The following is a 21,121-nucleotide window of genomic DNA, read 5'->3' as shown; positions in this document are numbered from 1 at the left end:
ATCATTCGTATTATAAAGGAAGGTGTCCTCCAGAGTTCTCTTCACCGTCTGCACCTTTATTACGGAAGACTTCCGATAGCACCATTAATCCTACAATTACAACAATTAATATTGTAGAAAGAGCATTAATTTCAGGTGATACTCCGCGCTTAACCATACTATAAATGTATAATGGCAATGTTGTTGATCCTGGTCCTGATACGAAGAAACTAATTACAAAATCATCAATCGATAATGTGAATGTTAATAATGCGGCTGAAATAACTCCTGGTGCAATTGCTGGAAACGTTACATAACGAAACGTTTGCCACGGCGTTGCTCCTAAATCGTTTGCAGCCTCTTCTAAATCACGTCCCATACCAGAAAGACGTGCCGCTAAAATAACAACAACAAATGAAATACTGAATGTAATGTGTGCAATAATAATTGTTGTTTTTCCAAGTTCCATACCTAATTGACTAAATAGGATAAGTAAAGATAACCCCATTAAAATATCAGGAATTAAAATTGGTAAATATACAAGACCGTTAATGGCCCCTTCAAAACGATATTTGTAACGGTGTAATGCAATAGCAAAAATCACACCAAGAACTGTCGTCACAATTGTCGTTATAAGAGCAATCGTAATACTATTTACAAACGCATCAATAACATCTTGTTTTTGAAATAAATCTGTATACCAATGGAGTGTAAAGCCCTCCCATTCCGCATTAATGCGAGAATCGTTGAAGGAATATACCATTAAAACCATCATTGGAAAATACAAAAACAATAAGATTAACCAAGAATAAGAAACTAAAAACTTCTTCATTTTTGCCTATTCCCCTCCGTTTCCATCATATTTATATACTTTCGTTGCACGATAATATAAGTAAATTAACAGAACAGAGAATAGAACAACAATCATAGATAACGCGGAGCCAAACGGCCAGTCACGTGAACCTAAGAATTGGTTTTGAATTACGTTTCCGATTAATGCTACTTTCGATCCACCCATAACGTCTGATACAACAAACATTCCGATAGAAGAAACGAATACTAAAATAGAACCAGTTGTAATCCCTGACATCGTCATCGGTACTGTTACATTCCAAAATGCCTTTACTGGTGTTGCGCCTAAATCATAAGCTGCCTCTAGCTTACGCTTATCAAGCTGCTCAATTGCTGCATACACTGGTAAAATCATAAATGGTAATAAAGAATATACCATTCCGAGTATTACAGAAGGTGTATTGTATAACAGATTTAAAGGTTCACTAATAATACCTAGTTTCAATAGCAATGTGTTTACAAGACCTTGTGAACGTAAAATAACAATCCATGCGTATGAACGAACAAGGAAGTTAATCCAGAACGGGATCGTTGCCAATAATAAAAGGATAGAACGATATTTACGATCAACAATTGTAATTGTATAGGCAAATGGATAACCGATTAATAAACATAGTACTGTCGTAATAACCGCAATTTTCACTGTTTCCCATAACGTCCCCATATATAATGGATCAAACACACGCGCTATGTTATCTAATGTAAATTTCATTTCCACTGTCCCGTATGCTCCGCGCTGCATGAAGGCAAATGCTAATACGAACAGAAGTGGAATTAGGAAGAAGAGTAACAGCCATACGACTGTAGGTAATGCGAGTAATTTCCCTTTCTTCAATTTAAGGTCACCTCGTCCTCTTGCTCCCAGCCTACATATACATTATCTCCAATGCTCCACTGCGTTGCTTCTTCAGCAGTTTGATATGCCATTAGTAATTCCGATGTTTTCTCCTCACGTACATATAGCTTTTCCATATTTCCAACAAATTCAATATCTTCAATATGCCCAAGGTGGTATTCTTTTAAAATTGGCTCTTCAACCGAGCGAACTTTTACATTTTCAGGGCGAACTGCTACGTAGTTTTCCCCATTTTTCACGATATTATTTTCACCGATGAACGTTGCAACAAACAATGTTTTCGGTTGATTGTAAATTTCTTTAGGCGTGCCGACTTGTTCGATATGCCCTTTATTCATAACGACAATACGATCACTCATACTCATTGCTTCTTCTTGATCGTGCGTTACATATATGAACGTAATTCCTAAATTACGTTGTAAGTTTTTCAATTCACGTTGCAAATCTTTTCTTAACTTAAAGTCAAGCGCTCCCAGTGGCTCATCTAATAGTAATACACGTGGGTTGTTTACAATTGCTCTTGCAATTGCTACACGCTGTTGCTGTCCACCAGAAAGCTTCGACGGTTTACGATTACGGAACTCAAGTAACTGCGTTAAACGCATTGCCTCTTCCGCACGTTCTTTCTGTTCTGTTGCTGATACTTTTTGCATTTTCATACCGAAACAAATATTTTTTTCAACATTCATATGTGGGAATAGTGCGTAATGTTGGAACACTAAATTCATATGACGCTTGTATGGCGGCAAATCGTTAATCTTTTCATCATCTAATAAAAGATTCCCTTTAGTTGGCGTTTCAAATCCTGCGATCATACGAAGTAAAGTCGTTTTCCCGCAACCACTCGGTCCTAAAATTGTTAAAAATTCTCCTTCTTTAATATCTAAAGAAAGAGGGGGGATAATCACTTGATTTCCAAAATGTTTTTCTACTGCTTCAACTTTAATAATCTTTTTCATTTTCCCGTCCTATCTACCTTAAATTTTAATTTTTATATTCATGAATAAATATTTATGTTCTATAGACTATTTTTTGTTTCGATCCAAACAAAAATGGTTGTTTAGCAGCGTTCTCTTCTATTCTTTATGTAGTATGTTTGATTCATTTTCGCATGATACATATGTCGAACAGAAAAACCCCTTCAGTTGCGAAGGGGTTTTTATCATACGGCTACGCCTACTGATAAACACCATCATCATTTTAACAACTTTCGTATGAATTTTAAAGCACTTTTTGTAGAAGAGTAACGAATTTTCATGTCAAATGCTGTAGATTGGGACAAAATGCTTTTATAATGTGAAAAAGTCCGAAAACTTTGTTCACCGTGATAGCTGCCTAACCCACTACTTCCAACGCCCCCAAAAGGTAAATATGGCGTTGCAAGATGATATACGACATCATTTATACATCCTCCGCCATATGAAATATTACTCGTCACTTTCTCTTGCACTTTTCTATCTTCAGAAAATACATATAGTGCTAACGGCTTTGGATGGTGCTGAATCGTTTCAATTACCTCTTCTATTTTGTCGTATTCTATAATTGGTAAAATAGGTCCAAAAATTTCATCTTCCATAACAGCACTTTGCCATGTAACATTCGTTAACACTGTAGGCTCTATGTGTAATGTTTCTTTCGTATAATTCCCGCCAATCACAGGTTTACCGTCTTGCAAAAATGTACATAGACGTTCAAAATGACGCTCACTCACAATTCGCACATAATTGTCATTTTGCAAAGCATCTTTTCCATATTGCTCTGCGATTTCATGTCGTAATGCCTCGATTAACTGCTCTTTCACTGAAGAATGAACGTACATATAATCAGGCGCTACACACGTCTGCCCAGCATTCAAAAACTTGCCCCAAACGATACGCCTTGCGGTTACATCTAGCTTTGCATCTTTATGTACAATACATGGGCTTTTCCCGCCAAGCTCTAACGTAAGAGGCGTTAATTTTTTCGCCGCTGCTTCCATCACAACTTTTCCAACACCAACACTACCTGTAAAGAAAATATAGTCAAACGGTTCCTTTAAAAGTGCAGTGCTTTCCTCAACACCGCCTTCTACTACCGATACAAGCTCTTCTGGGAATAATTCTTCTAGCATTCTCGTAAGCACTTTTGAAACGTTTGGCGTTAACTCTGATGGCTTTAAAACGACTGTATTTCCGGCTGCCAATGCTCCTACGAGTGGGGCAATTGCTAATTGAAACGGATAGTTCCACGGTGCGATAATAAGCGTCACACCATACGGTTCTGGCACTACTTTCCCCTTCGATCCAAAATGAGTAAGAGCTGTGCGAACACGCGTTGGTTTACTCCAAGATGAAATATACTTCACTTGAAAAGAAATCTCTTTTAGTACATATCCAATTTCTGTTGTAAATGATTCGTGAACTGATTTATTCAAATCTAATTTCAACGCTTGAAAAATCTCATCCTCAAAACGCTGAATTCCATCATAAAGCTTCTTCAAATTATTCTTTCTCGTCTCTACACTTCTCGTATGTCCTTTATAAAAATATTCCTTTTGTTTATTTACAATAGAGGAAATACTCATGCACTCACCTTCTCCCACTATTTTTATCCAATTCTTTCATTATTTATATAGACTTCATATGTAACAAATTTCTATTCTTAAAGTTACATTATATATAACTTTTCCCTTTATATAAAATTCATTGCTCACAAAAAAACTACCGAAAGAAAATCTCCCGGTAGTTTTACTGTATTAACGATATAAACGAACAGCACCTGCAGAGTTATCATCAGCTTGTCCTACTACTTCAAACTTCAGACCAAGCTTCGGTAAAATACGTCCTGCATCTGGAATTTGCTCATTAATATACTTTTTAGAGTCATCAAACTTCGGTACTCCTGGTAATCCATCGTATACGAATGTTCCACGCGTTGGAGATACCACTTTCCAAGCTGGCGTTTTGTCGAATGAGAACGCCGAATCAGCAATTTGGAATCGCGTACTGCTTTTAAATGTTGGTTTGCCATTTAAAGTTCCTGCAATTGCTTCTGGATGAGAGTCAACTACACCAAGGAAACCATGTCCTGGATGTATACCAACCCAGTTATCTGTGTAAGCTGAATCCGCATACCATACAACCATACCAGTGTTATATACTGGACCGCGAGCAAATTTCAATGCGTTATCTGAACCCGCATAGTTTCTCCACTCTACATAGTAGTTATGCTTTTTCTTATCCATTCCGTTAGATGCAACGAAACCGTCCAATTTGAATTGTGGTGTACCTTCTGCATCATCAGAGAATGCAACATTTCCATCTACAGTTAGTGACGCATTATCAAGTGTAAATCCATTTAACGCCAATCCACCGTCTGTAATATATTCAAATACTAGTTTCACTTTCTTACCTTTGAATTGACTTAAATCATATGATTTATCAACCCATTTTCCATTTGTCGTAGCTGCATTTCCACTATTTGCTTTCTCACCAATTCTTTCAATCAACGTTTTTTGTCCATCTTCTGTTACAGCGTGTACTTCAAGGAAATCGTACTCTGCCTCGATTTCATACAATGACTTATAATCGAATTTTGCAGTCGTTGCTTTCGTTAAATCGAATAGTGGCGTTTCCATCGTTGTATGAAGGTCATCACCTTTTGTGCTGTAGTAATACTGTTTACCAAATGCAGGCTGAATTCCTTTTACATCTTTATCTGGTAAGTTAACACGAATCAGACCTGGACGATCTGACTTCGTAACACTTTGGTCTAAGTATGTTGCAAGACCGATACCTTTATTTAATTTCTCGTAATCTACTTCTACGATGTTCGCCCAGTTACCACCGATTGTTTTTTGGAAAAACTCTTTATTTTGTGGTGATAAACTCGTTGGCGTTGTTCCTGCGATTTTACCAGCCCAGCTTCCGCCACTCATAATAGACCAAGCTTCAACCGGTTCACCCTGACCGCTATACTGTGTATCATACTCATCTGGAAGACCTAAATCATGGCCATATTCATGTGCGAATACACCAACCGCGCCATCTTCTGGTTCAATTGTGTAGTCGAATGCTGCCATATTTCCGCCCCAATATGGAACTTTCGCTTTTGTACCTTCAATTGCGAATGGTTTTGGTCCAACTGTCCAGCGATGTGACCAAATTGCATCATCACCTAATTTACCACCGCCTGCTTCTTGTCCAACGCCCGCATGAATAATCATTAAGTGATCGATTAAACCGTCCGGTTGATTTTGATTCCCATCTTCATTTACATCATATTGATCGAACTGATCAAACTGTGATAAATCAAGTCCGCTATCTACAGCAGCTTTTAATGCATCTTTTACTAGATCACGTGGTCCTTTTGGTCCTTTATTATCATGACCTGTACCAGCATCTGCACCGTAATCAGCAGCTTTACCTGGAACTGTTAACCATTTTGTGACTGTTCCGTCCACTGTGTAACTACCACCTGATTGCTCTTCGTAATATTGTTTAAACGTTTCGATTTTGCTCCCATCCTCTAACGCGAATGGCTCATTACCGAATAACATTTTTTCATAATGTTCTTTGTTAAAATCGTTAGAATACATGTAGCCAGGCTCTTTATCAATATTGTTATGCTTGAAATCAGCATACTCTACAAGTAAAACGAGTACTTTATCTTTACGAACTTCACCGTTATATCCTTTTTGTTTTGCTGGTGAAGTTGGTACTTTACCATTTAAGCCCCCTTTAACTGGACCTGTTCCTGCTGCAGTCCCGTTTGCTGGTTGCTCTGATTTTTCTTTCGTTTCTGCTTTCGCATCTTTCACTTTCTTTAAAAAGTCAGATGCATCTTTCGTAAGTTGGTCCCCATTTGTCGCTTCTTTTCCAGGATTTTCACCCTTTTTCTTCTCTACATACTTTTCGACAGCTTTCTTTGTTTCTGTCTCTGAAGCCGACGAATCAATTACCCCACGTTCTTTTAGCGCATTTGCTAATCTCTCTTCTGGGATTAAGTGATCATCAACTGGGCTTGTAGCTGTCTTGTTCTCCGGCGTTTCAGCATATACAGACTGGCTTCCAGCACCAAACGACAAGCCTAGAACAGCTGTCAAAGCAATTGATGATAACACTTTAAATGGTTTCTTGTTCATCCCTTATTGCCTCCCCTAATATAAAATATGTATTACATACTCTATATTATTAAAAATTCAATATATTTTCAATATTTAGTTATATTATGTAATTTTTTTAATATATTTGTAAAAATTTCATAGTTAGTATACGAATATATCACAATTCAACAATGTTTTCAGAAAATATTGAAAATTTTTGGCAGAAACCTTATAATTTCCATAGAGAGAATTTAATGGGGATTTTATCTTTGTTTCATCTACACAATATTCGATAATTTGATACATAAAATATAAAATTCGATTAATTATCGTCTACTATGTAGCAGCAATTATGACCAATAATTAGGGAGGAATTACATTTGTACAAAGATAAGGCTGACTCACTAGATCAAGAATGGATTGATTTAATACTTGAAGCTCTAGATGCTGGCATTGCCCTGCAAGATATTGAACACTTTTTCCAACGTATGAAGCATACGAGCCAGGCTCAATAGCCTCGTTCTTTTTAACGAAGTTTATGTTATAATAATCACATCATAAGACGACTACATATTGATAGAAAGGTGCGCAAATATGATAGGAGAACGTATAAAACGCCTTCGTTTACAAAAGGGCATTTCACTAACAGAACTCGCCGAAAAAGCTGGTGTAGCTAAATCTTACATTAGTTCTATAGAACGAAATTTACAAAAAAACCCTTCCATTCAGTTTCTCGAAAAAATTTCAGCTGTTCTACAAATTCCAGTTGATACGTTACTTCACGATGAAACAACAACAGAAAGTCATCTAGACTCCGAATGGACACAACTCGTTAAAGATGCGATGAGCTCCGGTGTCTCAAAAGAACAGTTTCGTGAATTTCTTGAATTTACACAATGGAAGAAAAATCAACAATAATACATATGAAAGAGTGCTTAAAACGGGCACTTCTTTTTTTCTTTATAAAAAAAAGCGGGGAAATCCCCGCTTTTTGCTTTATTATTTTTCTTCTCCAGCTTCTTGGTTAGCATTGAATGTCCACTCTAAATTCAATGAATCACCTTGGAAAATATTTTGCTCTTTTCCATTGTCTACGAATTCAAACTGTACCCATAGGTAATCCTCTGTGCCAGCCTCTAATCCACCCTTTTCTCCCCACTCAGGAGCAAAGATATCTTTAGCTAAAAGATCTGGATCTACATTTTGTAAATCCGCTAAAGTTGTTTCATATACAGCCTCACTTTGCTTATCCCAGTTCCAAAGGAATTTCACTTTAATATGCTTACCAAAGTCTTCACCAGCATTATCACCTTTTGCATCTTTAACAGTATACTTTGTCGCTAATTTAACATCTTTAATTGTTAAATTACCATCGTTCTTTAATAAGAACTCTTTCTTAATAGTATCCCCTGGTTTTAAATCTTTAATATCTACAAGCGTTTTAGGGTTTAATGTAAGATCTAACGTCCCAGCTGCAAATGTATTGTTCGATACTTCTTTATCACTAAAGAATGCAAATGTTCCTCCACCAATTAAAGATAACCCCAATGCTGCTGATGCAACTCCCATACCTAATTTCTTTTTCAGACTCACAATCAATTCCCCCTAGCTGTTTTTTGTATTTTTATCTCTTATTTCAAAATAAGAGGTGTAACTAAAACTATATTAGCTTAGCTAATATTTGTTCTTTTCTAAAAACCTTAAGTTCATTATAACGAACAAACCTATATAAATACAACCATATTTTTTTAGTATTTTCAATTATTTTTATTTCTCAATATTGTTTTGATTTTTCAGTTTTTTCAGCTCATCCAACACATTTTCTATTAGAAGCACACGAGAGCAAGACAATAAGTGCGAGGATAAATACTCCCTCACACTTATATACATTATTCTCTTTCATGACGATCACTAAGTCGTGCTAGCCACAATATTATTGGTTAGTTGAAGTAGCATTCTCATTAAATCACTTGCTCAGGCTACTTAGCTGTTTCTGTTTGTTTCTGTTCTTCTACCTTCTTTTTCTCTTCTGCTTTCTTTTGTTCTTCTACTTTCTTCTGCTCTTCTACTTCCTTTTGTTCTTCTGCTTTCTTTTGTTCTTCTAGCTTCTTCTGTTCTTCTGCTTTCTTTTGTTCTTCTAGCTTCTTCTGTTCTTCTGTTTCATTCTGTTCTTCTAGCTTCTTCTGTTCTTCTATCTTCTTCTGTTCTTCTACTTTCTTTTGTTCTTCTGCTGTCTTCTGTTCTTCTGCTTTCTTCTGTTCTTCTACTTTCTTTTGCCCTTCCGCTTCAATTGCAACATTTAATTGTTGCTGGAGAGCCTGGATCTGTTCATCAATAGCTTGCAAGCTAACTTCTTTCTCAATATAATCGCGCTTCTCTTTTATACTGCGAAAGCCTTCATTCACATATAAAGCTACTTGCTGAATCGACTCATCTTTATTTCCCTTTAATTCTTCTTGTATTTGATTATAAGGAGTTTCTATTGCAGTATATACATTTTGTAAAGCTTCCTTCTCAGAAGTAATTTTCTCACGTCCTTGCTGCCATACTACAATTGCCTGTTCTATTTCTTCAATAGAAGTTGCTTTCAATTTCCCCTTCATTGTTCCATACTCATGCTCAATAAACTGTTTATGTTGCTCAGCTTGCTCTTTTAACGTATTAACTGTTTTCGGAAATATAATTGCTGTAGAAAGCGTCGCTTCTACTTTCGTTTCATGAATAAATGCCGCTTCTGTATGCGTCATGACTTGAGATCCTAAATAAAACGTAATAGAGCACACACACGGCAATATAAGCATCTTTTTTAAATTACGCGGTCTTTTCAGCATCTTAATCTCTCCCATCGAACAATGCGTTCTTTATACAGAACATTATCTTTATTATAATAAAGAACTATACAAAATGATAGCCATATGCTAGAAAAATAGAAAAAGGGCTATCCATGTGATAGCCCTTTTTTATTATTATCTTGCTTCACCTTCTGTTTGTTGTGCATCAAACGTCCAAGTTAAATTTAGTTTATCGCCTTGGAATTCATTTTGGTCTTTTTTATTATCAACAAACTCGAATTTCACTGCGAATTTATCAGACTTACCTGCAGAAATACCTTTTTCATCCCAGAACCAAGCAGATAAATCATTATCTACCGCTGTAAGTGTGTCACCCTTCAATTTATCTAGCGTTGTTTCTTTTACAATTGTTTCATGCTTATCTACATTCTTTAAGAATGTTACTTTAATATGTTTACCAAAATCATCTTTATTGTCGCCCTTCGCATCGCTTACTTTGTAATCTGTTTTTAGTAAAACTTTTTTAATGTCTAAAGAGCCTTTATTTTCTAGTTTAAAATCTCTTTTAATTGTATCGCCAGGCTTTAAATTCGATACATCAACAACTGTCGATGGGTTTGCCGCTAAATCAAGTGTACCAGCCGCAAATGTATTGTTTGACACTTCTTTGTCGCTAAAGAATGCAAATGTTCCTCCACCAACTAATGCTGCTCCTAGTACTGCTGATGCGATACCCATTCCTAATTTTTTCTTTAAAGTCATGTCCAAATCCCCCATAATATATATTTGTTAACTTCCTAATAGGAAGATATAACCAAACTAACTATACGGATTGTTCTACTTTTTTATCTTTCTTTTCTCCGTCGATGCTACGAATAGCGCCAAAAATAGAAATCGCGGAATAACCAAGTAAAAAGACTCCTGGAATAATAAGAAGTAATGCTGCTCCCGCTTTTGAACTCGCATAATTCAGTCCATAACCAACGTATGGAACTGTAATATCTGCATACTTTCCGATTACATTCTCTGCAAGTACTGGTGCTAAATCTGGTCCGTTGTTGTTATCCCCTTTTGTTTCATACATTACTTTTCCATTTGTATCTTTCACACCGATAATACGGTGAGTGATAATTTTGTCATTTTTCTCTTTAAACGTAATAACATCGCCTTTTTTATATTTAGAGCCATCTTTCGTTGGCTCTATTGCAATGATTGATCCTGTTAAAAATGTCGGTTCCATCGATCCTGATAACACTGATTTAAATTGATATCCCATCACAGTTGGATCCCCGCCACTCGCTTTTGACGAAACAACTACAAAAGCTAAAAAAACCATCAATGCAAATAAAACAAATGAGATAACGTTGCTAATAATCTTCCAAACGAATTTCATCGTCTCTCTCCCTCTCTGTTGTTTTATATTATTTGAAATATGTAATATCCACTTTAGTTCTTTAACAAGAACACAAGTAAATAATATAACGAACAATACAGAAATGCAATAAGAAAATTTACAATTATTAGTTAAATCATTTTTAAAATGCATACAAAAAGACCGTGACAAAACCTCATCACAGTCTCTATACTAACAATTTATTTCTCTTCTGATTTCATTCCTTGTCTATTTCGGCGCAGCACTACATATAAAATGGCTCCAAATAATACAATCGCACCTATCCCAACACTTATCACTTTCACATTGGATTCCTCTACTTCAGGTGCAACTGTATCTTTTTTAGGCATCGCAAACGTAACATCTTCTTTTGAAAGAACATTTATAGTCGCAATCGTTTGATTATTTTTTATAATATCTACCGCACCAACTACTTCACCGCGATGAATTCCTTTTTGATACAAAGATTCTTTATCCACTGAATTAATCCGAAAAGCCGTTTTTACATTTTTCCCTTCATCTTTCTTTAGCATAAGCTCAGCACTTTTTTCCAATTCAGAATCAACATCTTTATTTAAATACGTTGTCTTTTGATGCCAACTATGTTTATCTAGTACCGTTTGCTTCGTAAATTGCCCAAAAGAATATTCCGCCATCTGCTTCAAATCTTCATAAATTTCAGGTCTTTGAGAAGCCATTACTACATTTATAATACGATTTCCATCCTTCTCATTTAATAAAACGAGCGTATTGCGCGCTTCATTCGTAAATCCTGTCTTACCACCAATGCTATATGGATTTTCAAAATAAGTAGACTTATTAAAAATAGACACTGTTTGCGTAGATGTCGTAACCGTCGTTCTTTTCGTATTCATCGCTTGTAAAATTTCAGGATACTTTTGCACACCTCTCGTAATCATGGCCATATCATATGGCGTCGTATAATGATTTGGATCATGCAATCCATTTGGCGTTACAAAATGGCTATCTTTAGCCCCTAATTGCTTCGCCTTTTCATTCATCATATTAGCGAAATTTTCAACACTTCCTCCAATACGCTCCGCAATCGCATACGACACATCATTCGCACTCAGCACCATTAAAATCATAAGTGCGGTATTTCTATTAATAGTCTCACCAGGTTGAAACTCAATTTGATAATTACTCTTCTCTTGATCTAATGCTAATTGTGAAAACGTAAATTGATCCTCTGGCTTCGTATGCTCCATCAGTAAAATCGCCGTTAACACCTTCGTCATACTAGCAGGGAACGCACGATGATGTGCATTTTTGTCGTACAACATATCTCCTGTTTTCGCATCAATCGTAGTCGCAAACTGACTAAAAACATTCGGCCCTTCCGCAGGTGGAGGTGCCACTTGCTCCGGGTTTACTCCAATATTCGTCTCAGCATATAACGTCATAGGTGTCAAAAAAAATAAACAAATAACCATAATAAAAACCGAAATTTTCTTAAAATTTACCATATGACTCTCCCTTTTCACTTTACTTTCACATTCTATAAAATAACTCTGCCAATCTATATGTAATTTGTATTAAATTGGAAGAATATTCACTATTTTTTACTATATCACACTTTTACGATGAGGAACATAAATATACAATAAAAAATAAGAAGGAATTACTCTTTCTTATCCTTCTCATCAATCAACGAATCTATTAACTTTTGCCCAGCTTCCTCAGCTGTAATCTCATCCGTCATACCCATAAACGACCAACCTTTAGAATCGACCCACTCAACGAACTCTTGCAAAAACTCATCATGCGTCACATCCACATCAAGAATCGAACCATCAATCGAAATCGTTCTATTTCTAGACACACGTATCTTGAACGTTTTTCTTACCATTACAATTATTCTCCCTCTACTCCTGAATATTTATAAATATCTTGTACTTCTTTTATACATGATTTCTTGAAAATTGTAAAAAGGATATATTGGCCAATTTGCATATTAAAAATGAAAATCTCTTACTATATAATCCTCACACTACATTCATTTAGTCATAAATTACGGAATACATCCATATAAAAAAACAAACCAACTTACATTCTATCACACCAAATACACTTGACTTTAGCACAATAAAATGGGATATATTAGAAAACACTTTAAAATGAGGAGGAACTCCATGGCGCGTTGCACGTATTGTAACACGAAGTGGAAAGTAAAAGATGTATGGTCGCTTCTCATAACATTTGAAAAAGATTGTCCGTATTGTTTCGGACGGCAATATCTATCAAAGAAAACATTGAACGCTATGCCTGAACTTATAAGCTTACCTTTACACTTCTTATTTCCTTTTCTTGTTGATTTAAGTGATAACAGTCCTTTGGATTGGTATCGGAAATCATAATATAACCGGTTTATTCAAAATCCACTTTCAATTAGATGCTCTTCTTATCTATTCCTTAATACACTACTAGCGTGATTCCAAATACTTTACCTTTAACAGATTACTATAAAAATATTGTAAAATTTCAGTTAATTATATATAATTGCTTTAGCATAATTATTAAAGATGCTATTACATAAGCATTTTTGAAGATCCCGTAGCTCAGCAGGGAGAGCGCCACCTTGACAGGGTGGAGGTCGTGAGTTCGAACCTCTCCGGGGTCATAAAAAAGAGACACCATATCAACCTACTACGTGATATGGTGTCTCTTCTTTATCTAGGTCAATTACTTCCCACCAAACATCTTCTCCAAAGACTTCGCATTAGCAAACAACACTTCTTGTAGGTTGTCATCAGCAACGATTTTGTAGTCGCCATCTTTGTCTTTCTTTAAGTTCAATGTAACTTCGCGAGTTGCCATTGCTGCCTCTTTATCCGCTAAGTTTTTGATGATAGTTGATGTCATCGTTTTTTCTATTGCTTTTTCGGATTGCTCTTTGTCTTCGCTAAAGGCACTAGCGAAGGCCATTGGCATAACTTCTCCCATTGCTTTTGTTACGGCAATAGATAGATCAACAGATGTAACTTTCACTTTCACTTCTGCTTTGTCATCCTTTTTTGATACTTCTTCTAGCTTTTCAAATTTAAAGCTTTTCGTAATTGCGCTCAGCATTGCTTTTCCGTCAGCATCGTCTGTTTTTTCATTTAGTTTACTAAACTCTTTATCACTTTCAACAAATGTGCGAGCCTTTTCTAGGTCACCTTTTTGTATCGCTGTTAAAAATTCTTCAGCAGTATCTTTCGGGTTTGCACATCCTGCTAGAACACCAACTGTTAATCCTATTACCATCATTAGCAGCAATAATTTCTTTACCTTTTTCACGTTCATTCTCCTCTTATCTTTTCTAGTAAGTCATCACTATACAATAGTATGAAACTTACATTACAAACATTTTTTAGTATATCATTTATATGATTTGTTTTCTATTCTTTCCCAAAAGACAAAGAGCCTTGTAGTATTTTTACAAGGCCTTCTTTATAAAATAAAAACCAGCAACTTTAAGATTGCTGGTTTATCTCTTATTCATATTTGAAAAAACAATAATAATTACTCCAAGTACATAATGTCCTGCTACCATCCATATGCTCCGATCAAAAACCATAAGCGATAACCAAAGTGATATATTAGTAGCCGCAAATAATAGGTATGAAATGATATCTCTTTTTTGTAATGCCTCTCTATTCATCAAAATGTAAATGGCACCGATAGGAGGCAGAATAAAGCAAAGGAAAAAGACAAATATTTTTCTTAAAGACCACGGATATGAAGTTACTGTCTGCATATGAATCTCCTTTTCATTATAGTACTTGTTTTAACATCGGCCTTGCTACTCTATATTCTTCACTATTAGGTTCTTTTACGAGTATGGGGCGCCTTTCATCCTCTTCTTCTAAAATCATTTCAAATACTTCTGTTTTTTCTTGTAATATGTTGGATTCGCTATCTTTAGTAGGCTGTTTGCTCGTTTCAATTTTCTTTGTTACTTCGCCAAGTTTTTGTCCGACTTCTTCTGCTTTGGCAGGTTCATTCGTAATGTAGTATTCCTGGCCCTCCCATACTAATATAGGTGGTACATGTTCTCGTTTGTTACATATTATATAAGTAATACTAGCTATAAGTAGTAGACATGTTAATAAAAAGAAGATAGCTTTTTTGTTCATATACTATTCTCCTTTCTATCATTTTATTGGATTATATAATAGGAAATATAGTTAGTAAATGGTTTTTATGGTGATTTTTAGTATTAATTTCAAATAGAAAAACCTTACTATAAAGTAAGGTTCCGTTTTTAAATTCTATAATGTTTTATTAATTAAAACGATCATTACGATAATCGCTATAAACATAACAACTAAACAGCCGATCATTTTATAAAATCCTCTTTTCGTTAACGTCCCACCTTGAACGTCTTTACGAATAAATAGGAACACCGCTAAAAATAAAACAAGCCCCATGCCAAAAGCGTACATCATTTGCATATGTTAATCTTCCTTTCTCTCTTACATCTTAATATCTTTTCGATAAAACAACAAACGAGATAAAGACTGTACTCATCGTAAGTGCCATTAATATGTTCAATAGTTCAACCGCAGATAGTGTAATTACTTTTAAGTTTAAGCCAATCGAGAAAAGAAGATAGTATGCTGTTAATGCAAAAAATGTCACGAACATTCCTTTATAACGAATGAGTTTCATTCGCTCATCTTTTTCTTTAAATTGCGGGTGCAAGTAGCTTAGGCAGAAACTCATAATCATCATTGCAAGCAATGGATAAGTTATAGCCGGCGGTGCGGAATGCGTCATTACGCCCGTTAGTACCATAAATCCACTCATAAACAGAAAAATAATTCCCATAATAACAAAGTACTTTTGTGAATAATTCACCTCTATTCCTCCTCTTCTTTTCCCTCATAAATAAATACATGTTCTATCGTTGTCTGAAATGCTTTTGCAATTTCAAATGCTAATGGAAGTGATGGATCATATTTCCCTTTTTCAATTGAAATGATGGTTTGTCTGGAAACCCCAAGTTTCTCAGCCAATTTTTCTTGAGATAGTCCAAATTTTTTTCGGTATTCGACCATTTTATTTTCCAAGGAAATTTCTCCCTCCTTCCTTATACCGAGTATATAGGTAAAGGAAACTTTACGTCAAGGTTCCTTTACATTCATTTAGATTATTTTGCATTCTATTTATATAGAAGAAACTTTTTCAAATTCAGCACGTCTATTTTGAAATGAAACATGGAACAATGTATATAGCCGTTACTATATCTCCTCCCCGCTTTTGTGAAAATTTAATATCTCCATATTTGTTTTATCCTTTTAAAATATTTCATTCTTCTCCTTATTGGGTGATGTGCGCTATTGTTTTTACGTTGTTTTTCGCCATATTTATAGAAACTAACGGTTTATGAAGCATTTTTTATGTATAGCCACTTTTTTTGTAGAAATCCTTCATTTTCCTTTCAATATTTAACACTATCGATATAAAGTTTATGGTAAATTCATAATTTTTTATTTTTTATACTATATTCCGTTGTATTGTTGTATAATATCAATGAAAGCGCTTATTATTTCAATATACATAATTCGAACTAAGTTTTATCAAAACATTCTGATAGTTATACTTATATTTAAATGCAACAATTATAGTTATTAATGTAGGTATACCAAATATATCCACCCCATTTTTCTGTAAAATTACTTTATAACATGAAAGATTAACTTGGGTGATAAGTAATTGTGAATGTTTTTTTACAAAACAGATAAGTAATAGTGTTTGGTATTATGTAAATTATTGTAATAACATAAGAGTAAAGATAACATTTACATTAATTATTAGTTCATCAATTATTGAAAAAGAGCAAAATGCACCTTTTGTATAGGAAAAGGATTATATGCATTGGGAGGTTTAAACAAATGACGAGGAAGAATACAACGACAAACCCTTGGGCCAAGTTCCATGGTCCGAACCTTGGTTATGTTATTGAACAGTATGATCTTTACGTAACTGGAGCAGGTTCTGTTGATCCGGAATTACAAGAGCTTTTTGAAATTTTTGGAGCTCCTTCGTTTCAAGATGATGTCGTAACAGGGGACAACACAGCAACACATTTTTCTCCTCAAAACACAGGGAACATTGAAAAGATTCTTAAAGTCGTTCAACTTGTTGAACAGATTCGTTCTTTCGGGCATACATTGGCTCACATTAATCCGATGGAAGATGCTGCAAATGGGCAATCTCTTATCGAGAAAACAATGAACGAACTGAGCGATGCGGATTTGAAAGCGATTCCAGCTAAAACAGTATGGCAAGATGCACCAGAGGGTATTCACACTGCACTTGATGTAATTCATAGATTGAAAGACGTTTATACAAAATCTTTAGCTTATGAATTCTCACATATACAAGATAGTGAAGAACGCGTGTGGTTGCATCAAATGGTGGAATCAAATTCATTGCGTCAACCATTATCAAATAAAAAACGAACTGCTCTTTTAAAACGTTTAACTGCTGTTGAAGGTTTCGAGCAATTCTTGCATAAAACATTCGTTGGTCAAAAACGTTTCTCAATAGAGGGCGTTGATATGCTTGTACCTGTACTAGATGAAATTGTTTCAGAAGGTGCTAAAGGCGGCGTTGAAGATGTCATGATTGGTATGGCTCACCGTGGTCGTCTAAGCGTACTCGCTCACGTATTAGAAAAGCCATATGGTCACATGTTTGCTGAGTTCAAACATGCAAAAATAGAAGGTGTAAAGACAAATGCTGGCTGGACTGGCGACGTGAAATACCATTTAGGTAGAGAACAAGTCGTTGGTAATGAAGAAGTTAGCACTCGTGTTACATTAGCAAATAATCCGAGTCATCTTGAGTTCGTTAACCCTGTTGTTGAAGGTTTCGCACGCGCAGCTCAAGAGAATCGTAAAAAATCTGGTCTTCCAGAACAAGATACTACAAAATCATTCGTAATTTTAGTTCATGGTGATGCTGCATTCCCTGGTCAAGGTGTTGTGTCTGAAACATTGAACTTAAGTAGATTGAATGCATACCAAACTGGCGGAACTATCCATGTTATCGCAAATAATGCAGTCGGCTTTACGACTGATAGCTATGATTCTCGTTCTACTAAATATTCAAGCGACCTTGCAAAAGGTTTCGATATTCCGATTGTTCACGTGAATGCTGATGATCCGGAAGCTTGTCTTGCTGCTGCAAACCTTGCGATCCAATATCGTACGCTGTTCAAAAAGGACTTCTTAATCGATTTAATCGGTTACCGCCGATATGGTCATAACGAAATGGATGATCCAGCAGTTACGCAACCACAAGTGTACAAAAAAATTAAAAACCACCCAACTGTAAGAGCAATTTATGCAGATCAATTACAATCTGCTGGCGTTCTGAATGCAGATGAGGTTGAAACAATTGCTCAGTTTATACAAGAGGAATTAAAGGCTGAATACGCACAAGTGCCACCAGCTGATACGAGTGCTGCAACAATTCACGTTAAAGTTCCAGAAGTTGTTGCAAAAGGAATTCAACCGATTGACACTGGTGTTTCAATTGACTCACTTCGTGCAATTAATGAAGGACTATTATCTTGGCCTGAAGGCTTTAACGTATATCCAAAAGTGAAGAAAATTCTTGAGCGCCGTAAAGATGCTCTTGAAGAAAACGGTAAAATTGAATGGGCACTTGCTGAATCGTTAGCATTCGCTTCTATTTTACAAGAAGGTACGCCAATTCGTTTAACTGGTCAAGATTCACAGCGTGGTACATTTGCGCATCGTCATATCGTATTACACGATACTGATACAAACGAAACATATTCACCATTACATCGCTTACCGAACATTAACGCATCATTCTCTGTTCATAACAGTCCGTTATCAGAAGCTGCTGTTGTTGGTTACGAATATGGTTACAACGTATTTGCTCCAGAAACTCTTGTGATGTGGGAAGCGCAATATGGTGACTTCTCAAATACTGCGCAAGCATTATTTGATCAATATGTTTCAGCAGGAAGAGCGAAATGGGGTCAAAAATCAGGTCTAGTTCTTCTATTACCACACGGTTATGAAGGTCAAGGACCGGAGCATTCTAGTGCACGTCCAGAACGTTTCTTACAATTAGCTGCGGAGAACAACTGGACAGTTGCAAACTTAACGAGCGCGGCACAATACTTCCATATCTTGCGCCGTCAAGCATCTATCTTAGGAACAGAGGCTGTTCGACCATTAGTAATTATGACGCCGAAAAGCTTATTACGTCACCCACTTACACTTTCTACAGGTAGTGAGTTAAGTGAAGGACGTTTCCAACCTGCTTTAGAACAAGGAAACCTTGGTGCAAAACCAAACAAAGTAAAACGCCTTGTTTTAAGTACAGGTAAAATGGCAATTGACTTAGCAGCAGAAATCGAAAGTGGTAAGCATGAGTACAACTTAGATGAAGTTCATATGGTTCGTATCGAGCAGTTGTACCCATTCCCTGCTGAAAAAGTTCAATCTATTATTAAACGCTTTAAAAACTTAGAAGAAATCATTTGGGTTCAAGAAGAACCTCGTAATATGGGCGCTTGGCATTACATGGCTCCAATTCTGTTTGAACTAGCTGGGGATAAAGTGAAAACAGGTTACATTGGACGCCCAGATCGTTCTAGCCCATCTGGTGGCGATCCATTCGCTCACAAAGCTGAGCAAGAATTAATCGTTGCACACGCTTTAGATGTGAAGTACAACTTCCGTCAAGATAAACAAGAAATTGAAGTTTTCAGCAACTGAAAGTAACAATGAGTTTTTCAGGCTCAGCTGTGGCAGATAGTCTGCCACAGCCGGGCTAACAAATGGAGATTACCGAAGATTAAAGAAGACAAAACACACCGTTAGGCAAATAAGGGGAGGACATTTAAAATGATCGAAATTAAAGTACCTGAGCTTGCAGAATCTATTTCAGAAGGAACTATCTCACAATGGCTTATCAACGTAGGCGACAAAGTTGAGAAAGGTGGCAGCGTTGTTGAGCTTGAGACTGACAAAGTCAATGTAGAAATCATTGCAGAAGATTCAGGTATTGTATCGAAGTTACTAGGCGAACCTGGAGATACAGTTGAAGTTGGCGCTACTATCGCAATTTTAGATGCAAACGGCGCAGCAGTTGCAGTAAGCACACCTGCTCCGGCTAATGAGCAACCAAAACAAGAAACTACTGAAGCACCGAAAGCAGCAGCTCCAAGTGCTGAACAAAATAAAGCGTTGCAAGGTTTACCAAATACAAATCGTCCTATCGCATCACCAGCTGCTCGCAAAATGGCTCGTGAATTAGGAATCGACTTAAACGACGTACGTAGTACAGATCTACTTGGACGTGTGAGACCACATGATGTACAAGCTCACGCTGCAGCTCCAAAAGAAGCACCAGCTGCTCCAAAACAAAGTCCGGCTCCAGTTGCAAAAACTGAATTCGAAAAACCAGTTGAGCGTGTGAAAATGTCCCGCCGCCGTCAAACAATTGCAAAACGTCTTGTAGAAGTTCAACAAACATCTGCAATGTTAACTACATTTAACGAAGTTGATATGAGTGCAATCATGGAATTACGTAAAGAACGCAAAGATGCTTTCGAGAAAAAACATGATGTACGTCTTGGCTTTATGTCATTCTTCACAAAAGCAGTTGTTGCAGCATTAAAACAATTCCCATTATTAAATGCTGAAATTCAAGGCGATGAGCTTATCATTAAAAAATTCTATGATATCGGTATTGCAGTAGCAGCTCCAGATGGATTAGTTGTTCCAGTTGTACGCGATGCTAACCAATTGAACTTCGCTGAAATTGAAAGCGAGATTCGTAATTTAGGTCTGAAAGCACGCGATAATAAACTTTCATTAAAAGAGCTACAAGGTGGTACATTTACGATTACAAACGGTGGCGTGTTCGGTTCTCTAATGTCTACACCAATCCTAAATAGCCCACAAGTAGGTATTCTAGGAATGCATAAAATCCAAGTACGTCCAGTTGCGATCGATAACGAGCGTATGGAAAACCGCCCAATGATGTACCTTGCACTATCTTACGATCACCGTATTGTTGATGGTAAAGAAGCGGTTAGCTTCCTTGTTGCTGTTAAAGATATGCTTGAAGATCCAAAATCATTATTATTAGAAGGTTGATAGATTATTAAT

The 21,121-nt window shown here is 36.2% G+C and carries 22 protein-coding genes and 1 tRNA gene; 6 read left to right on the top strand and 17 right to left on the bottom strand.

Going from position 1 to position 21,121, the window contains the following annotated elements; translation table 11 throughout:
- Positions 1-10 precede the first annotated feature (10 nt).
- From potC to inhA1, 5 genes are all read right to left on the bottom strand, one after another.
- Positions 11-811 carry a spermidine/putrescine ABC transporter permease PotC gene (gene potC, locus MHB76_RS06415; RefSeq protein WP_078173274.1) on the bottom strand — a complete coding sequence of 267 codons (801 nt, stop codon included), beginning with the start codon at positions 809-811 and terminating at the stop codon, positions 11-13.
- Between the two features lie 6 nt (positions 812-817).
- The gene (gene potB / locus MHB76_RS06410; RefSeq protein ID WP_002126118.1) at positions 818-1,666 is read right to left on the bottom strand and encodes a spermidine/putrescine ABC transporter permease PotB; all 849 of its coding nucleotides are present in this window, start codon (positions 1,664-1,666) and stop codon (positions 818-820) included.
- Positions 1,663-2,646 carry a spermidine/putrescine ABC transporter ATP-binding protein PotA gene (gene potA, locus MHB76_RS06405; RefSeq protein ID WP_002011479.1) on the bottom strand — a complete coding sequence of 328 codons (984 nt, stop codon included), beginning with the start codon at positions 2,644-2,646 and terminating at the stop codon, positions 1,663-1,665. The genes potB and potA overlap by 4 nt, the downstream gene beginning before the upstream one ends.
- Before the next feature lie 236 nt (positions 2,647-2,882).
- Positions 2,883-4,250: an aldehyde dehydrogenase gene (locus tag MHB76_RS06400; protein WP_078173276.1), complete on the bottom strand. Its 1,368-nt coding sequence runs from the start codon at positions 4,248-4,250 to the stop codon at positions 2,883-2,885.
- A gap of 171 nt (positions 4,251-4,421) precedes the next feature.
- Positions 4,422-6,809: a M6 family metalloprotease immune inhibitor InhA1 gene (gene inhA1 / locus MHB76_RS06395; RefSeq protein WP_340986020.1), complete on the bottom strand. Its 2,388-nt coding sequence runs from the start codon at positions 6,807-6,809 to the stop codon at positions 4,422-4,424.
- Positions 6,810-7,150: 341 nt separating this feature from the next.
- Between inhA1 and MHB76_RS06390 the strand changes: the two genes are divergently transcribed.
- Together MHB76_RS06390 and MHB76_RS06385 are read left to right on the top strand one after the other, a co-directional pair.
- Positions 7,151-7,285, top strand: coding sequence for an anti-repressor SinI family protein (locus tag MHB76_RS06390; protein WP_002011474.1), 135 nt, complete (start codon positions 7,151-7,153; stop codon positions 7,283-7,285).
- Between the two features lie 79 nt (positions 7,286-7,364).
- The gene (locus MHB76_RS06385; protein ID WP_002064339.1) at positions 7,365-7,688 is read left to right on the top strand and encodes a helix-turn-helix domain-containing protein; all 324 of its coding nucleotides are present in this window, start codon (positions 7,365-7,367) and stop codon (positions 7,686-7,688) included.
- Between the two features lie 81 nt (positions 7,689-7,769).
- On the opposite strand, the gene calY is transcribed toward MHB76_RS06385, so the two are convergent.
- The 6 genes from calY to MHB76_RS06355 all read right to left on the bottom strand — a co-directional run bounded on the left by calY (position 7,770) and on the right by MHB76_RS06355 (position 12,825).
- Positions 7,770-8,363 carry a biofilm matrix protein CalY gene (gene calY, locus MHB76_RS06380; protein ID WP_078173278.1) on the bottom strand — a complete coding sequence of 198 codons (594 nt, stop codon included), beginning with the start codon at positions 8,361-8,363 and terminating at the stop codon, positions 7,770-7,772.
- A gap of 386 nt (positions 8,364-8,749) precedes the next feature.
- Positions 8,750-9,601: a DUF4047 domain-containing protein gene (locus tag MHB76_RS06375; RefSeq protein ID WP_078173279.1), complete on the bottom strand. Its 852-nt coding sequence runs from the start codon at positions 9,599-9,601 to the stop codon at positions 8,750-8,752.
- Positions 9,602-9,736: 135 nt separating this feature from the next.
- Positions 9,737-10,324, bottom strand: coding sequence for a CalY family protein (locus tag MHB76_RS06370; RefSeq protein ID WP_002201286.1), 588 nt, complete (start codon positions 10,322-10,324; stop codon positions 9,737-9,739).
- Positions 10,325-10,385: 61 nt separating this feature from the next.
- Complete coding sequence (gene sipW / locus MHB76_RS06365; RefSeq protein WP_078173281.1) at positions 10,386-10,955, bottom strand: signal peptidase I SipW; 570 nt, start codon at positions 10,953-10,955, stop codon at positions 10,386-10,388.
- Between the two features lie 200 nt (positions 10,956-11,155).
- On the bottom strand, positions 11,156-12,442 hold the full coding sequence (locus MHB76_RS06360) for a serine hydrolase (protein WP_199709449.1): 1,287 nt from the start codon (positions 12,440-12,442) through the stop codon (positions 11,156-11,158).
- 155 nt (positions 12,443-12,597) lie between these two features.
- Entirely contained in the window at positions 12,598-12,825 is a 228-nt protein-coding gene (locus tag MHB76_RS06355; RefSeq protein ID WP_340986013.1) for a hypothetical protein, read from the bottom strand.
- A gap of 283 nt (positions 12,826-13,108) precedes the next feature.
- Between MHB76_RS06355 and MHB76_RS06350 the strand changes: the two genes are divergently transcribed.
- On the top strand, positions 13,109-13,333 hold the full coding sequence (locus tag MHB76_RS06350) for a hypothetical protein (protein ID WP_078173283.1): 225 nt from the start codon (positions 13,109-13,111) through the stop codon (positions 13,331-13,333).
- 190 nt (positions 13,334-13,523) lie between these two features.
- A tRNA-Val gene (locus tag MHB76_RS06345) sits at positions 13,524-13,596 on the top strand.
- A 62-nt stretch (positions 13,597-13,658) separates the two neighbouring features.
- Here MHB76_RS06345 and MHB76_RS06340 read toward each other — a convergent pair.
- The 6 genes from MHB76_RS06340 to MHB76_RS06315 all read right to left on the bottom strand — a co-directional run bounded on the left by MHB76_RS06340 (position 13,659) and on the right by MHB76_RS06315 (position 16,030).
- Positions 13,659-14,255: a hypothetical protein gene (locus MHB76_RS06340; RefSeq protein ID WP_078173284.1), complete on the bottom strand. Its 597-nt coding sequence runs from the start codon at positions 14,253-14,255 to the stop codon at positions 13,659-13,661.
- A gap of 190 nt (positions 14,256-14,445) precedes the next feature.
- Positions 14,446-14,715 carry a hypothetical protein gene (locus tag MHB76_RS06335; protein WP_078173285.1) on the bottom strand — a complete coding sequence of 90 codons (270 nt, stop codon included), beginning with the start codon at positions 14,713-14,715 and terminating at the stop codon, positions 14,446-14,448.
- A 16-nt stretch (positions 14,716-14,731) separates the two neighbouring features.
- Entirely contained in the window at positions 14,732-15,094 is a 363-nt protein-coding gene (locus tag MHB76_RS06330) for a hypothetical protein (RefSeq protein ID WP_078173286.1), read from the bottom strand.
- Positions 15,095-15,229: 135 nt separating this feature from the next.
- Positions 15,230-15,412, bottom strand: coding sequence for a DUF3976 domain-containing protein (locus tag MHB76_RS06325; protein ID WP_002011459.1), 183 nt, complete (start codon positions 15,410-15,412; stop codon positions 15,230-15,232).
- A gap of 28 nt (positions 15,413-15,440) precedes the next feature.
- Positions 15,441-15,818, bottom strand: coding sequence for a hypothetical protein (locus tag MHB76_RS06320; protein WP_002149719.1), 378 nt, complete (start codon positions 15,816-15,818; stop codon positions 15,441-15,443).
- Positions 15,819-15,820: 2 nt separating this feature from the next.
- Complete coding sequence (locus MHB76_RS06315) at positions 15,821-16,030, bottom strand: helix-turn-helix transcriptional regulator (protein ID WP_002158820.1); 210 nt, start codon at positions 16,028-16,030, stop codon at positions 15,821-15,823.
- A gap of 825 nt (positions 16,031-16,855) precedes the next feature.
- Here MHB76_RS06315 and odhA point away from each other — a divergent pair.
- Positions 16,856-19,723: a 2-oxoglutarate dehydrogenase E1 component gene (odhA, locus tag MHB76_RS06310; RefSeq protein ID WP_078173287.1), complete on the top strand. Its 2,868-nt coding sequence runs from the start codon at positions 16,856-16,858 to the stop codon at positions 19,721-19,723.
- Between the two features lie 129 nt (positions 19,724-19,852).
- Positions 19,853-21,109: a 2-oxoglutarate dehydrogenase complex dihydrolipoyllysine-residue succinyltransferase gene (odhB, locus tag MHB76_RS06305; protein WP_002201328.1), complete on the top strand. Its 1,257-nt coding sequence runs from the start codon at positions 19,853-19,855 to the stop codon at positions 21,107-21,109.
- Positions 21,110-21,121: the final 12 nt, after the last annotated feature.

It is taken from the genome of Bacillus sp. FSL M7-1345 (assembly GCF_038006985.1).
GTDB lineage: Bacteria > Bacillota > Bacilli > Bacillales > Bacillaceae_G > Bacillus_A > Bacillus_A cereus_U.
This window is presented reverse-complemented; position numbering and strand designations above follow the sequence as displayed.